Annotated in this window: 12 protein-coding genes and 2 pseudogenes; 9 read left to right on the top strand and 5 right to left on the bottom strand. The window is 58.5% G+C overall.

What is annotated here, in order from left to right; genetic code table 11:
* Window positions 1-2,404 precede the first annotated feature (2,404 nt).
* Both P0R31_RS39520 and P0R31_RS41240 read left to right on the top strand, forming a co-directional pair.
* Window positions 2,405-2,824: an SET domain-containing protein gene (locus P0R31_RS39520; protein WP_157288008.1), complete on the top strand. Its 420-nt coding sequence runs from the start codon at window positions 2,405-2,407 to the stop codon at window positions 2,822-2,824.
* A gap of 582 nt (window positions 2,825-3,406) precedes the next feature.
* Complete coding sequence (locus tag P0R31_RS41240; RefSeq protein ID WP_128266740.1) at window positions 3,407-3,499, top strand: transposase; 93 nt, start codon at window positions 3,407-3,409, stop codon at window positions 3,497-3,499.
* 493 nt (window positions 3,500-3,992) lie between these two features.
* Here the strand turns inward: P0R31_RS41240 and P0R31_RS39525 are convergent, their stop codons facing one another.
* Entirely contained in the window at window positions 3,993-4,322 is a 330-nt protein-coding gene (locus P0R31_RS39525; protein ID WP_275520695.1) for a hypothetical protein, read from the bottom strand.
* A gap of 226 nt (window positions 4,323-4,548) precedes the next feature.
* Window positions 4,549-4,905, bottom strand: a pseudogene (locus P0R31_RS39530) (guanylate kinase); the annotation flags it as partial.
* A 343-nt stretch (window positions 4,906-5,248) separates the two neighbouring features.
* Between P0R31_RS39530 and P0R31_RS39535 the strand changes: the two are divergent.
* The 5 genes and pseudogenes from P0R31_RS39535 to P0R31_RS39555 all read left to right on the top strand — a co-directional run bounded on the left by P0R31_RS39535 (window position 5,249) and on the right by P0R31_RS39555 (window position 9,507).
* Complete coding sequence (locus tag P0R31_RS39535) at window positions 5,249-5,521, top strand: hypothetical protein (protein WP_275520697.1); 273 nt, start codon at window positions 5,249-5,251, stop codon at window positions 5,519-5,521.
* A 1,420-nt stretch (window positions 5,522-6,941) separates the two neighbouring features.
* Entirely contained in the window at window positions 6,942-7,220 is a 279-nt protein-coding gene (locus tag P0R31_RS39540) for a hypothetical protein (RefSeq protein WP_275520699.1), read from the top strand.
* Between the two features lie 1,035 nt (window positions 7,221-8,255).
* Window positions 8,256-8,567, top strand: a pseudogene (gene grpE, locus P0R31_RS39545) (nucleotide exchange factor GrpE); the annotation flags it as partial.
* Window positions 8,568-9,029: 462 nt separating this feature from the next.
* Complete coding sequence (locus tag P0R31_RS39550; RefSeq protein ID WP_275520702.1) at window positions 9,030-9,368, top strand: hypothetical protein; 339 nt, start codon at window positions 9,030-9,032, stop codon at window positions 9,366-9,368.
* Entirely contained in the window at window positions 9,358-9,507 is a 150-nt protein-coding gene (locus P0R31_RS39555) for a hypothetical protein (RefSeq protein WP_275520704.1), read from the top strand. The genes P0R31_RS39550 and P0R31_RS39555 overlap by 11 nt, the downstream gene beginning before the upstream one ends.
* A gap of 118 nt (window positions 9,508-9,625) precedes the next feature.
* Here the strand turns inward: P0R31_RS39555 and P0R31_RS39560 are convergent, their stop codons facing one another.
* Both P0R31_RS39560 and P0R31_RS39565 read right to left on the bottom strand, forming a co-directional pair.
* Window positions 9,626-10,870: a type II toxin-antitoxin system HipA family toxin gene (locus P0R31_RS39560; RefSeq protein ID WP_275520706.1), complete on the bottom strand. Its 1,245-nt coding sequence runs from the start codon at window positions 10,868-10,870 to the stop codon at window positions 9,626-9,628.
* A complete protein-coding gene (locus tag P0R31_RS39565) occupies window positions 10,870-11,181 on the bottom strand; it encodes a helix-turn-helix domain-containing protein (RefSeq protein ID WP_275503676.1) in 312 nt (103 codons plus the stop codon). Before P0R31_RS39565 ends, P0R31_RS39560 begins: the two co-directional genes overlap by 1 nt.
* A gap of 521 nt (window positions 11,182-11,702) precedes the next feature.
* Between P0R31_RS39565 and P0R31_RS39570 the strand changes: the two genes are divergently transcribed.
* Window positions 11,703-12,140 carry a hypothetical protein gene (locus P0R31_RS39570; RefSeq protein WP_275520708.1) on the top strand — a complete coding sequence of 146 codons (438 nt, stop codon included), beginning with the start codon at window positions 11,703-11,705 and terminating at the stop codon, window positions 12,138-12,140.
* 911 nt (window positions 12,141-13,051) lie between these two features.
* Window positions 13,052-13,639, top strand: a complete 588-nt coding sequence (locus tag P0R31_RS39575) for a GNAT family N-acetyltransferase (protein ID WP_275503673.1) — start codon at window positions 13,052-13,054, stop codon at window positions 13,637-13,639.
* Window positions 13,640-13,859: 220 nt separating this feature from the next.
* On the opposite strand, the gene P0R31_RS39580 is transcribed toward P0R31_RS39575, so the two are convergent.
* Entirely contained in the window at window positions 13,860-14,183 is a 324-nt protein-coding gene (locus tag P0R31_RS39580) for a hypothetical protein (RefSeq protein WP_275520710.1), read from the bottom strand.
* Window positions 14,184-14,302 lie beyond the last annotated feature (119 nt).

Raw genomic sequence — 14,302 nt, forward strand, 5'->3', positions numbered from 1 at the left:
CGAGACCCGGCTCGATGGCTCGGTTCTCGACCGCGAAAGAGCCGCCAGCGCTTCAATCTCATCGTCGGTCATCGCCAATTCGACCGCTTGCCGCCATCCTGCCATGAAACCGCTCCTCGTTGCGCCAACCGCAACCGAGGAATCCGCCAACACTCAATCAGTTCCAGCGCAGGCTTCTTGGAATCGATCGTCTAGTCGCGGTCAAGAGCGCCAAAATGAGTGATCGGAGACGCAATCAGGATAAGTCTCCAAGCGCGTCAGCTTTTCGACAGCTGATCCTAATAGACCGAGAGAGAGAGCGACACTATCGGCTTGGCATTGCGAACCAACTCAAATCCCGGGAGTGGACATAACCCGTTCGACCGAGACTTCGCTGCTTCCAACGCCGCGGCGCCACAACCGCAACAGCGGCAAGCGGAGTTTGAGCCGTACCTGGATTAAGTGCTCCAGCTTGATACCTCTGCCGTTGCAGAAAATCCTGTTTCACCAGATCACTACCATCCTCATCTGTCTGAAGAAGGCCGCAGACGCGCCGAGGCGTTGGGACTTGGGCATCAGAGCGCCGACGGTCCTGATCCCCAAGACGCAGTCACGCGACGCTTTGGGGACGCTGCTGCGCAGCATAGCGCGCCGCGGGAAGCTTTGACTTGGCCGGAGGAGCTGAGTGCGGAACGGCACGATCAGCGAGGGCCGATAGACGAAGCCATCCCAGCATCGGCACTCAACCCGACCGCGCCCGGTCACCAGGAACCGGATCTTGGAGAAGCCGTTCGTTACTTCAACTGGAGCGACGCCTACCAGCCTGCTGCAAACGAGCTAACCGGGATAGCCCCTTTCGGCTCACGATGTCCTCATTAGTGAGGATTACACCGGGCAGTTGAGGCCTGCGAAGAGGCAGAGGATACTGAGTGAGAGAAGCGGATGCCATTGAGCGCCAGCTCAGCGGGCCAGGCAATTCAGTCGCGCGCGAGCTGACGGAAACTGCCGGCACATCGTTTCAGCCGAGCGGTCAGTTGGTCCTTCCTGCCGAAGGCTACCGTGCGAAAAGTCCTCAGGAACGGCGAATGATGCAGCGTAGACCTCGCGGGCCGCAGGCGACGTCTCAGTCCGGGCCGACCCCGGAGCGGCTTGCTCCATCGTCCCTGCAAGCCGTGCTGGCGAGGGCCGATTCGCCGGCTGCGCGCTGGGCTGCGGAACGTTTTTCGGTCGAGATCCGAAATGAATAGGTGCGCCTGACAAATTGAGTGGAGAGCCGCCCCTCATCGCCGCCGCGGGCACGAACAGCGCCGTGAAGCGGTCGTTATGAACTATGAAAGGAGCGGGTGGGGTGTCCTGGCTCGGCAGGACGCTGCTACCCTCAAGCGGAACGGACGTGCGTTGGTCGCCATGCCGCGAGTTCAAGGAACGAACGGCCACTTTTAAATCCGCGGCCTGGTCATGACGCTCGGTTGGCGCGAGAGACGACGATGGGCCGGCGTTTTCCATCATCGCCCACAGCAGATCCTGAACCCAACCCGCCCCAATCTCGGTGATCTCGAAGCTCGGCCGCTGGGGCCTCTTGCCGGACGCAGCGCAGCCGATGAAGCAGTACGACATTCACGGTGAGCGTTACACCGCCCTTTTGGGGCCGGGAGGACCCAATGACATTCGGCTCATCTATCATCCCCAAATGTACGCCAGGGACAGTCGCTACGTGAGAAGCGTCCCGCTAGCTCAGGTAGCGGACTTTGATGGACGATAGCTTGCTTCAATGACTCTTGCGAGCTTGGCGAGGTTCTGCCGGTGAGGATAGGCGCTGCCGGCACCGATGAACTTGCGGGCATCATCGCTTAGCCGCTCCTTGTTGAGCCGAACAATTCTCTTGCCTTTTGTTTTTGATAACGGCGTGACCACGTTGGCGGGCTAGTTGCGCGGAGGCGATTGTGCAGGGAGATCGGCGGTGAACTACCGACCGCCGATGGTGCGCTCTTCGCTGCAATATCTGCCCATGTCTCCTCTTTTTTCCTGGGCCCCCAAGGCACAGGAGTGAGGGGGCATTGACGCATTCGGCCGGAAAGCGGCTCTTCAAAGACCTCGATAAAAACCTTTGTCGGCGGCTTGCCGAGCCGCGAGAAATTCCAGCGTGCCGCCGCGCTAATAGGTCAACAGATCACGATCACGCGGTACGAGCTCGCCGCCTTGATGGACGCGGATCTTCGCCCGGAATCCCCCTGACTTGCAGGTCCCTTTTTAGAATCACCACGAAGGCGGTGCCGCGGAGGGGGATCCGCCGCAGACTGCCGAAAGGAATGCGCAAGAACATCCAAAGTGATAGAGGCACGATGAGACGACCCTACCATTTTGTGCAGGAGATTTCGGAACTCAGGTCAGCTAGCTTGCCCGGTGACTCTGGGAGGCTTCTTCAATGTTGATCGTTGATACTATTCTGAAGCCAGACCAGTTTGGCGGTATCGGACTTTTCTCCGCTACTCTTTTGCCCAAAGGTTCGTTGATTTGGATTCACAACTCAATCGTTGATATCGCGGTGACGCCTGAGCAGTACGCGGCCCTGGATCCAACATTTCAAGCTCTACTTGATAAGCATGCCTATCCAAGAGACTACAAGGCAAACGATGGCGTGATAGAGTACAACGCTGACAACGCCCGCTTCATGAACCACAGCAGCCAGCCAAACACATGCCAAGACAATCATTGCCGAATTGTGACGGCGCGTGACGTGCAACCTGGTGAAGAACTGACTTGCGATTACTTGTCTTTCGACCCAACGTGTGACTTATCGTGGGATAAAGAACCACCAACGAATGTTGATGCCCCAACGGGCTAGACGGCAGTGGATTGAGTTCCCGGTCTGACGACTCGATTCGTCAGCGAATTTAGACGGGAAGAGCTTCTGCAAGTGGTTGTTGCCAACGACAGACGCAGCTTTTTCCGTCCGCCTCTTCGAACTTGACGATCATTGCGAGCGCAGCCTTGTTCGACATTCCTGGCGCGCAGAGTGCGGTGGCGCACCGTCGGGAACGTACTTTCGCTCACGTGTGGCCCCAACCGGAAAACTGCCCCGGGAATTGCCCCTCTTCGGACAGCTGCGGAGAGAGTGAATGAAGCAGGAACCAGTCAGTGACGGCTCGCCACGGAGTGATCCAGGGGCACGCGGGAAGCGGGAGAACCCACCAGCCGGAGAGATCTATATGTCCTCGCCCGCATGGGTCCGCGCGTCTTAGAGGCTTTCCGAAGCACGCCTGTCGGGTCTTTGCGGTACGCATCTGACGGGGGCCATCTTGGATGAGGGGTGGTCCTTCGCGAAGCGTGTGACCTTAAGTGTAACTTAAACTCATCAGGTGATGCGGTCGAGGTTTTGGGCGGGCTGTAGCGGCGGCGACGCTGGTAGCAGGACGACAAGGCACGGATGGCCGAGGAGACGTTGGCGCCGGGCGCGAAGGTGGCTGAGGTTGCGCGTCGCAACGGAGTGTCGGCCAGTCAGGTGTTTACCTGGCGTTGACGAGCGCGGACCCGGGAACAAGTTGCACCATTTTTTACGCCGATGCAGACCGCCGCGGTAGCGGCATCCGCTGAGGAAACACCGAAGCGGGCGAAGCGCCTGAGTATGGCGCTTAATCCTCTTCACTTTTGGGTTTTTCTGAGCCGCATATTGGGCCATCGCCTTTATCGATAATGTCTCGATCTTCTGCAGAGAGATCGGGATGGTGGTTGCGGCCGCCACCGTAGACGGGACCCGGATTGGGTGGGCGCCTCAGCCAAGTGCTGCTCAAAGCCCTCTTGCCCGGCATAGACCCCTGGTGCTTTTCCAAGACGGCGTGCGGCAACTGGGACCAAGCTGTTACATTGGATGGATCGAAATTGTACGGATCCACCCCTATTCGCCGGATCGAGGCGAACCTTGGTGTGGCCGCCAACCGAGTTGAGCGAGCCGGTGTACAGGATCATTCGCGCGGAGTTGCGGAATTAAGCCGTCGTTTCACGCAGTCTCCCTACTAGAAAAAAGTCAGCCAGTGCATGAGACTTTCAAACACGCCTTCAAGGGCAGAATAAACAGACTGAACCCACGCAGCCTGCGCTAGCTTCTCTGCTCGTACCTTCCCAGCCACGAATCCTGCGCCCTTCAATGCACCCTTAGCAAACTCGTCTGTTCGCTCTCGCCATTTGTTGACGGCAGGGTCGGCGACGTGCGCCGCTTCGATCAGCTCCGGCAGGTCAACTGGTGCAGTGGCTCGCTGGTCGCGTAAGCGCGAAATGAAGGTTTCAATTTCCGCTTCGTCCACACTCAGTTCATCGTGGATATTCGGGTCCCGGTTGTGACCCATTCCGGGCGGTCGAGTCGCTAGCGCGGCTTCCAACAGAGCGACACGCGCGTGCAGCAACTCAAAGGCGGACTCCCGCGATTGAGTCAGAGCGTTCGCCGTTTAGAGATGAACTGTGCTCGGAAGGCGCCTCGCTACGCGGCTCTGTGGGAGGCGAAGGCTGGTTATTGTCTTCTGCCGCTGTCAAATCTTGGTTGCCAGATGACGTGGACCAATTTTCGATCGCAGTGCGGATCCGATTGGCCAGCCCAAAGTGCCGTTCGCGCTTAAGCCGCTCTGCCTCGAGGATCGAATGCACTTCGGCAAAGGCATCGTCGATATCCTGGTTCATGACGACGTAATCGTACTCGGCCCAATGGCTCATCTCGTGGCTGGCGCGGCTCATGCGGCGGCGGATCACGTCATTGGAATCCTGCGCGCGCGAAAGCATCCGCTTTTCGAGGTCGGCCAGAGACGGAGGCAGGATGAAAACGCTCACCACGTCGGCGCGCGCTTTTTCGCGAAGCTGTTGCGTGCCCTGCCAATCAATGTCGAACAGTACGTCCTCTCCCGCCGACAGCGCCACCTCGACCGGGGCGCGCGGCGTCGGTCGGGATCGGGCGGCGAGAACCGCCGGAAGCCCACATGGCCCTTGGCGGCTCGCGAACAGTCCCGCGCTCACCATCGCCATGCCAATCGCGTTCTTCAGCTCACTCGGCTTGGCTTCCGTCGCGGCACCTGAAGCCGCATAATCCACTGAACCGCCGGATAGGCGGCGGTAAGGCTGCCGACGTCCGCACTCATTTCGGGCTTCCAAATACGTTCAATTTTGACAGTAATGAGAATTGGGTCCCAGCGCACCCTCCTTGCAATCGCGGCAAAGGCGCAATTGTAATCGATCCAGCGCCCGCGACCTCGGTGTACTTGAAACAGAATGCTCAAAAATAGCGATGGCCAAGGCGACGGCGGATCGCGTGTTGCGAGACAATCGTAAGGGTGAACTCCTTGCTCGATTGCAGGTCGCGATTAACTCGCGTGACATATCCGAAGCGGAAATCCTTGAACTGTGGGCTGGCCTGCCGACACCTTTCACGAGGAGCGATACCTTGGGCTTTCTCACGAAAGAGGAACTATGGATCGCCCCGGGATGGAAAGTTGTCGAAGTCAACGGAAACCTCGTCCATCTGGTATCGGCAACCCTTCGCCACCATCAGGCTGGGTAGAGGACTTCCACCTCCAAGCTGTCGTTCATACTCGGCACACGAAAAAAGGGCCGCTCGAATGACAAGCGGCCCAAGTCTAGGGAGGAAACGTCCAAGGAGGACGACGGTCGCGCGAAGCGCTACCGCACTGCACCAATACACGACCGCACTGCACGCGCAAGAGACTTTTTCGCGGGCGTTCGCGTCGTTTCCAGCGAGCGGGTTGATCGCGGCGGAATCAGATTGCGAGGTCAGGCCGATTTGCCAGGGGCGCGGCTATGCTCTGTCAGCCTTGCTTGCTGCGGCATTGCTCCGCCGAAAACGGCACCACAGCGACTGGCGACAGACTGATGCTCAGTAGGAGCTTCCCAGAAAACGTTTGGAAAACCAAACTAGGCCAGTTCTGATCCAAGCTTCCTGCCGGCAAAAGAAACCGGAAGGCATGGCCCTCATCACTTTCGATCCAGGCGGGTGGTCGCCTCGTCGAAGGCGGCATGTCGCGTCACGAACTCCGGTGCACTCTCGAGTGAGCGGGGCGAGCATGTCCGTTGTCAGGCGAAGTGCCGCAATCACTTCCCCCACTCTGTTGGGCGGACTGAAGATCAGATCGCATGCATCAAACTCGTCGGAGGTCAGACGTAGGCGCAGGATAATCGGAGCTGCCGCAACGTCTCAGACGCAGTATTGCCGTTGCAAATAACGCCGACTAAGCCTTTCTGGAACCCCTCACTACAGCGTTTCTGTTCTAGGAACGGAACGGCGTGCCATGGGCGACCACTCTAGCGGTCTTCCGGTCAGGGACCGTCAAGCCACTACTTCCCGTAGTTGAACAGTTTGGCAACATCATCTTGAACTCGCTCAAGAACATGGAATTCGAGTCTGTCGAGTGATAAGGGTTTCTCGTCAAGATCATTTCGCCACACTGCGGCCCGCTCAGCTTGTCACTGTCCATGGTCGATCGTTCGAGTGGCTCGACATCCGCACCGACACAGTCGCCCAGTTGCGCGATCCGGTGACGCTCGAACGAGCGTGGGTGCCACTGGCCACGATCACCGTTCCGGTACGGCCAGAATGGGCGCGGACCCATCCCGCAGTCAGTGAGGCCAATCGCCCGCTTTCTATTTTTTTCCATCGCTTCCGTCGTCGGAAGCAATCAGCTGATACGATCGCGCTCCAGGATCGTGGGTGAGACATGGCTGGTATATGCAGACCCGATTCGAGAACGGCGCGACGAGTTCGTCCGTCCCTTGTAACGGAGCTCTGCTGACCATTAAGCAGAGGCCAGCGCTTTCCATTGTGTGAAATCCCTCGATCACCTGCAGGATGGCCCTGAACGTAAGCTCGACGGCTGTAATCGCGAGGGTACATCTGCGGGATCAAAAACTGTACTGGCTCTTGATGATGAAATAGCCCTTTGACATCGGATGCGACGAGCACGCGCATGACCGAGGCGCTCGCGAGGCGAATGCCGACGACGATCGTCGGAAGCGCCGCCGGAAGGATCACCGACAGTTGCTGCGGCATCGCGCGCATCGCCCGCGCCGACGTGATCCGGAGCGGCTCGACCTGCTTCACCGCCGCGATCGTGTTGAGCAGGAGCGACCAGGCGCAGCTCTCTCTATATATATCACATCGTGATCTTGAGAGCTCGCCAATGTCCAGAAACAGGATGAAGACAGGCATTACCGCGAGTGATGCGGTGTTCTGGCAGGCTCGGTGAACTGTTTCAGGAGATTTCCGAGCCGGGCGCACCATCCGACGCCCAGGCCAAGCGGGACGATCAAGGCGACCGACATCAGAAATCCGCTCAAGGCACGCGGCACGCTTCCCCAAGATGTCGTCGTACAATTCTTCCTAACTGCGGAGCTGCCATCTGCCCGCCGGTCACCTGCGAGAACGGCGGCAGGAACACCGGACCGATCAAGCCGAAGTTCGGAGCCGCCTCCCTCACCGACAATGGCACGAATGCCCGATTTCGGTGAGCCCGCGTATGACCGAACCGACCCGGCGCGAACCTGGCTCGTTCGTTCAGGACTACGCGGGTGCACTCTTCGTGATTACTATGGTTTGACTCGCCCCCGTGAGCGTATTCTCGCGCTCCCTTCAAGCGATCGCGTCATCCATTGAAGACCGGTCGCGTCGCGCGCGGCGTGCGCCTTGCTTTGCCACGCGAACGAGCGGTTTGTGCGCTCGCATACTCAACATCGGCTTCGCAGCCATCGAGTCGAACCAATTCGCATTGCCGAAATCTCGGCCCTGTTTTCGAGAGCAACAAGAGAGTGCCGCGATCGAGCACATCTGGCGATCCCTCGATCAGCAGCCGCGCACCCGTTCGGGCCTCGATGAGCACGCAAGTGCGCCAGCGCATTCTCCGGCATACTGGCTGCGATGTGCTGGAAAGTAGTCCGCCTGCAGTTGATCCATAATCGGCGAGTTGGATTCAGTTGCCCACAGCTACCAGGTCTCAGTAATCTGGACCGCGAAGTAGCTGCGGCGCTGATAGAAACGCCATGCCCCGAGGTACCACGGCTTTTCCTCGCGGAGGAAGGATGCAGCTTTTCGTTGCCCCCGGCCGTGTTTCGCGCAGATTTTTCCCGCGGCTCTGCGCATCTCCGGAAGCGGAAAGGCTTGGCCGTTCGGCACAGGACCGAGAAGTGTGAGCAACCAGTCGAGTGGATTGGAAAATCCTCCGACCGTGCCGACGCCTGAGCCGGGCTCGGTCGAGCTATTGCAGAATTAAGCCGCCGAGGCGCGTGACCGCATGCTGCGGACGCTGGCCGAAATGGAAAATCTGCGCAAGCACACCGCCAAAGAGGCCGCTGACTCCAAGCGCTACGGGGTCACCGGCTTTGCCCGTGACGTGCTCGACATCGCCGACAACCTCCAGCGCGCGCTCGATGCCGTTCCGGCCCAGGTGCGTGCCGCTGCCGATCCCGGCCTGATCGCTGATGGAGGGCGTCGAGCTCACGAGCGTTCGCTGCTCAACGCGCTGGAAAAGCACGGGCCTTGCGTGTCGATGCCGTGGCAGATCAGGAAACCGATTACGTATTCGGGCTCCGGAGGCTGATAGTCGTTCGGCGGCTCAACAGCCGAGATAAGCGGAGCAGATGGTTGTCAGAGTGCCGACGATCGCGCCGACGCCAGACGACGCCTGGGAGACCCCTGAAAATGGATAATTTACACCCGATGAGTTCACAGGCCATGCCCAGTTCTGTCATCTTCCGACGGGAGGGTCCTGGAAATAACGACGACCACCGGTTGGTTCGTCGGATGGACTTATTGTCCACAGGGCAAGTTCGCGATCCGACAAAGGGCCGTATCTCACGCAAGGCATCTTCGGTTTGAAGATTTCAAGAAATGCCTGGCGCGCGTACCAGCAGCTGTCGGTATCAGCTTTTCAGGCTATTCGGAGCCTTCTCAATCCGGAATTTAAGGAAATGGTTGAGCATGCCCACGCATCTGGCCAGGGCATCCGGATTTCCACGACACTTGTAGGAATGAATGAGCGGGATCTTCGAGCCTGCAAGCGGTGGATTTCCGGGCTTTTTTGGTACATGTTTTTGACGACGGCACCTACACGGACAGTGGCCTAGTCGGGCGCAACTATATCGACTTGACGCGTCAACTGATCGACGCAGACATCTCATCCTTGCTATTCATAGTGATGGGAGAGATCCATCCTGACCTTGTCGAGATCATTCCCTACAAAGCGCTGATCCGCTCTCGTCCGCTGCGTGGAGGCGTCAATCCTGAGATCGTTGAAACACGACAGCCGATCGCCGGAGCACTGACTTGTCCTGACGAACGACAGCATCGCATATGTTCTTCTCCCAAATGGCTACGTTACTCTCTGCTGTATGGATTTTGAGCGGCGGCACGTTTTGGGCAATCTTCTCCGGGACAGCTATACGGATCTGTTCGAAGGGCCGGCTTTTTGCGAGATAGCCGAACGCATGAACGAAAAGGACGGTTTTCTGGTTTGCCGGCTGTGTGAATTTGCCAGTTGATGGCAAAGGTTCACTCAAACAAAAGGCAAATAGATGCCGGGTTCCGACCTGTCAGAGCTGATCGCCGGAAAAGCGAAGACCTTGGGGCGAATGATGTGCAGTTCACGATCTGCCAACCTCAGGGGTCAAGGATAGATGCCATTTCATCGATATGTGTGTCGATCCGCGCGAGGACCTGCGCAGGCACAACGTCGCGCTCTGGAAGAACTGACCACTTGTCCCGCACGGCAGCCGCGATCTCGGCTACGGCGATCACCACCGCTCCTTCCGGAAGACGGCTGCGGTTCGCGAAATTGCGCCAGCGTTCTGGAGTCAGCGCCTTGAACGACTTTTCGCCGCCGAGGCTTAGTGCCAGCCCGTCCTTCGGAATGTAGGGAACTGTTGAGAGCACGTCATAGACAGGCGACAGCGTGGGTGTCCGGCCATCTCCGGGGTAGAGCAGCGACCAATTCTTGAGATGCATATCTCCGTTTCCAGTGATTGCGGTGAGTGCGAGACGCCGAACAAACTCGATTGCCGAATCGAAGGAGACGCCGCTGGTGAGCACTGCAGCGATATTGTGGTACGCTGCACCGGTATATTTCTCGGACGGATAGCGCCCGAAGACCTGCGCGAAGTCCTCCATATGCACGCGCGCGCCGTCAGCGCCGCGGTCGAAGCGGCGGACGAGCAGCACCTTGCCCGTGGACATGGTGTTGAACTCTTCCGGAATGCCGGTGAACTCCGTCTTTTCGACGAGTTCGCGTGCGGGCACTTCCATTCCCAACGCTTCCGCCAAGGCCAGGATCGCGAATTCGTTTTCTGAGAGTCCGATGTGCGTGAGGGAGGGAAATTTCGCGATGTATTGCCCTTGCTCGTCGTCGACGGCAAGCGTGATCCCCCTCTCCTTTCCTGTGTTCTTCATCACAGAAAGCTTCATCTGAACGCCGGCGAGCGAGAAGCGTGCTTTCTTTTTGCCTTCGGCCTCCGGGCCGGCTGGATCAGGGCTACCGTCGCTTGGCACCGCGCGTACCGCTCCTGGCAGGTTAGTTCCGAGCGCAGCGAGGAGATCAAAGTCGTTTCCCGGCCTGACTGACCCGGCGTGGTGCTTTTCCATCGCTTCGCGCAGTTTCTCTTCGGGCAGCAGATTCGCAAAGAACGGAGGTAGCGCCCCGCGTAGAGGTTTGGGATCCGGCCGGAGGCCGCCATCCGCTGAGCGAAGCGACAGGCTGAAGATCGGTGGATTGTTCGCGCCCCGGTAAGCGGGCAAAAGGCTGAACGCGTGGTAGTCACCCGGCGTGCGAACAATTGTGCCGACGGGAACATAGTTCAATAAGATATCGAGCGATTGGATTCTTTCAGCCGCGAGAACACCCTGATTCATCACCGTTCGTCCTCTTCGGCATCTGACGTGAATGCGGGGCGATCTTCATCGTCGGCAGCGGGCTGCAGCATCGACTGAATGGCGGGCACCATCGCCTGCGGGATCAACATCATTTCCATGCCAAGGGCGCGGGCGATATTGACGAGTGTCGTTGCACGGGCGGCAGCAGCCCCCGTTTCAATGTCGCGATAGCGAGGTCTGCTGATGTTCGCACGAAGAGCGGTTTGCTCCTGAGACAAGCCAGCAGCCATGCGGGCCTTTCGGAAGCGCAGACCGAGTTCTTGGAGAAGCGGGTTTGGGATGGAAGCCATGATACGCTTTCGGATCTCTTGCTACATAATGATATGTAAACAGATCATCGAACGCAAACAAGGGGAAGCGGAAACAGATCTTTTTCCTCGCAAATGATCCGTAAACGTATCATTCGGCGAGTTCCCGTCCTTCAGGCCTGTCGAAAACGCCTTCGTCCACCGGCGATCGAGTGGCTAAGCCAGAGAGGGGCCTTTGACGTGCGATGTGAGATTATCTTACCTATCCATCGGATTAAGGAGGTCTCCTGGAACCCCTCCGCATTGAAAGAGAAGCTGTTCGTCATCCTAGGTCCGATTCAGGCCGATCGCCTCAAATTCCCTCCTCTCAGCGGCCGCACCGAGCCCGTCGAGAACCTGCCGAAGGTTCGATAGCAAGGTCTGGCTCGCCACCGAGATCGGCGCGACGATCCCAAACGACGCGAAGTTCGACGAGACGACCAAGCTCCCGCGCTGCATCGACGAGACCGCTGTCTTCGTCCGCGATCTACTCAAAGGCAGAGCGAGAGGGTAGCAGCCGCAGCATGACCGAGCTCGATTCCACCAAACGGTCGCAGATCGCCCAGCGTCTGAAGGAACGCGCAAGCTGGCCGGCCTGTCACAAGACCACGTCGCGAAGATGCTCCCACTGCATCGCCCATCCGTCAGCGAGATGGAATCCGGCAATCGCCGCCTATCGGCTTCGAACGGCGGCAATCGCTGATAAATGTGATGCGCACCACGAAGCTCAGCTTCAAGCGCCGCGCTGCGACCCAGACCATGCAGGCCACCGCGGCCACGCGCGCCAAGCGAAGCTCGGCCAAGCCGGCCCAATTTCCATCTGCAGGCTATGCGAGACGCTGAGTGTCGCTTTGCGCTTCAGCAACATCAACATGGAGGGAATGTATCAGCGGCGCCCTTCTGCGCATTCATCTCTCTGCGCGACGGGCGCTGCCGCGGCGCGCCTACAATTGCGCGCATGAGTTCGGCCATCATGTGTCCGGTCACGTCTATTGCGGGAGGACGCCAAGGAGCTTTTGCCCAATAGCTTCGCGAGTTTCATTCTTAATCATTGGCCTGCGCCGTGCCTTCGCCGTGCGCGGGTGGGCCCCGGAGACGGCGACACCGGCGCAGATCTTCACCATCGCCGGCGACTTCGGCGCCGGAATAACGACGCTGCCACCCACCTGTAGGTTGGGTAAACATTTTGTCGCGCGACCCCGCCACCGCTCCGCAACGTGTCACGCCCAAGGCCCTGCGCATGGAGGTCCTGGGCGCGCTGACGGAGCCGTACGTCATCGCAACGTGCCTACCTTGGACGCGAAGGTCAGGACGCTGCGTCTTCTGCCGGCGGGGCGCAGAGATTTCAGGGCGGCGGGGCTTGCGCTCAAGCGCGATCGCTGTTCCGGGCGGTAAGGCTGGGAATCTTCCAGACCAACTGGGGCGAGATTTTACTCGCAAATAAAGTTGAAGATGATGACAAACGCGCCCCCTAAATTTGGTAGGTTTCAAGTTGGATCGCGGTGCTTAAACTGGTCAAGTGAATCCAGTTTCCACGAGTAGCACCAGTTCGCATTGTTTTGGCAAAGCAAGACTGCTCTTGGCTTCTGTTGCTATCGTCGGGCTGGCAAACGTTGTTGTTAGCACACCTTCCTTGCACGAACACATGACGCGTACAGCGCAACAAGTACGGGTCCTCACCGTGACGTATAAGGATCCGGGTCTCCCATTGAGGAAGCTTCGTCCGAAGCGGCTAGGCGAGGCCTTGATCAGGATGAGTGCCTAGACGGCAAACAAGCGCATCCGACGCCCCCTCCGCCTCGCACACATTATGCTCACATCCACATCGGTTCCATATTCCAACCTCATCATTCCGCGCGCGAAGGGCCATATCATGATAATGGAGGCGGATATCACAACTGCGAACGCAAGCATTCGGGTAAACGCTGTTTGGACCATTGTATGCGCCTTTGCCGCCGATCCGTTGATGCGCTGGAGTTGGCCTGACATCCGGCAATATCTTACGAGCATGCCACAGTACATTAGCGCCTCTGGCGGACGAGCGTTCGAACATGGCACAGCATACGCCACGGGAGACAGTCGTGCGGCGGCTCTGTGGCTGCCTCCCGGCGTGCAGCAGGATGAGGAGGCTCTAAACGTACTAATGGCGCTGTCGCTAAGCCCCGATGTAAGTGAAGACATGGCCCACCTAAGGCGAGAAATGGCCGAACATCGTCCCTCCGAGCCACATTGGTATCTGCCTCTCATTGCCGTCGATCCGAATTGGATCGGGCAAGGGCTTGGCACATTGCTGATGAAGCGCGCTCTCCAACGATGTGATGAGCAGGCCTCCGCTGCCTACCTCGAAAGCTCGAATCCAAAGAACATTCCCTTTTACCAACGCCATGGCTTCAAGGTTATTGGAGAGATACAGCACGGTGGATCGCCGCCACTGACGCCAATGTTGCGGACGGCGTATTAAGCGTACAGCGGTCGCGGAGGCCTACGATAGCGGATCAATGCGCAGTTGAGGGAACCGATAGCAAGCCATTTGCCGAATTCTGTCGATCGAAAACAGGCGTTGAGTCGCATCCATTGAAGCGGGGCATACATAATAACGTCATCGAAGCGCAACCTGGTGGGAAGAGCAGTTGGGAGAAGCGCAAAAATCTCGTTGAACCGATTCCGCCGTTTCGTCTTCGTCATCGCCCGGATAAGCCGCGCCCGGCCTCCGGCCGCCTAAGCTTTGTAAACAGCGGCAAATTCAGGATCGCGATCGTTCGATAGGTTTTCTTAAGATCCTTGAAGATTTTCAGCAGCGACTGCAAGCGGAGACCGCGCTTCATCCCCTCGATGGCTTTCTCCCTAACCTCTTCCTGATGCCTGACAAGGTCACACTTCACCACACAAACGATCCCGATCTGCGAGCCGAAAAAACGCGAAGTACGCGCTAGACGATCGATTCCAAGAAGCCTGCGCTGGAACTGATTGAGTGTTGGCGGATTGCTCGGTTGCGGTTGGCGCAACGAGGAGCGGTTTCATGGCAGGATGGCGGCAAGCGGTCGAATTGGCGATGACCGACGATGAGATTGAAGCGCTGGCGGCTCTTTCGCGGTCGAGAACCGAGCCATCGAGCCGGGTCTCG

The organism is Bradyrhizobium yuanmingense (genome assembly GCF_029167105.1).
Lineage (GTDB): Bacteria > Pseudomonadota > Alphaproteobacteria > Rhizobiales > Xanthobacteraceae > Bradyrhizobium > Bradyrhizobium yuanmingense_A.

What these genes read in the sequence shown, in the direction of transcription:
- P0R31_RS41240 (WP_128266740.1), top strand. Translation starts at nt 3,407, where the DNA reads ATGGCCGAGGAGACGTTGGCGCCGGGCGCGAAGGTGGCTGAGGTTGCG.
- P0R31_RS39535 (WP_275520697.1), top strand. Translation starts at nt 5,249, where the DNA reads ATGGCCAAGGCGACGGCGGATCGCGTGTTGCGAGACAATCGTAAGGGT.
- P0R31_RS39520 (WP_157288008.1), top strand. Translation starts at nt 2,405, where the DNA reads ATGTTGATCGTTGATACTATTCTGAAGCCAGACCAGTTTGGCGGTATC.
- P0R31_RS39575 (WP_275503673.1), top strand. Translation starts at nt 13,052, where the DNA reads ATGATAATGGAGGCGGATATCACAACTGCGAACGCAAGCATTCGGGTA.
- P0R31_RS39570 (WP_275520708.1), top strand. Translation starts at nt 11,703, where the DNA reads ATGACCGAGCTCGATTCCACCAAACGGTCGCAGATCGCCCAGCGTCTG.
- P0R31_RS39555 (WP_275520704.1), top strand. Translation starts at nt 9,358, where the DNA reads ATGGATTTTGAGCGGCGGCACGTTTTGGGCAATCTTCTCCGGGACAGC.
- P0R31_RS39540 (WP_275520699.1), top strand. Translation starts at nt 6,942, where the DNA reads ATGACCGAGGCGCTCGCGAGGCGAATGCCGACGACGATCGTCGGAAGC.
- P0R31_RS39560 (WP_275520706.1), bottom strand. Translation starts at nt 10,870, where the DNA reads ATGAATCAGGGTGTTCTCGCGGCTGAAAGAATCCAATCGCTCGATATC.
- P0R31_RS39565 (WP_275503676.1), bottom strand. Translation starts at nt 11,181, where the DNA reads ATGGCTTCCATCCCAAACCCGCTTCTCCAAGAACTCGGTCTGCGCTTC.
- P0R31_RS39525 (WP_275520695.1), bottom strand. Translation starts at nt 4,322, where the DNA reads ATGGGTCACAACCGGGACCCGAATATCCACGATGAACTGAGTGTGGAC.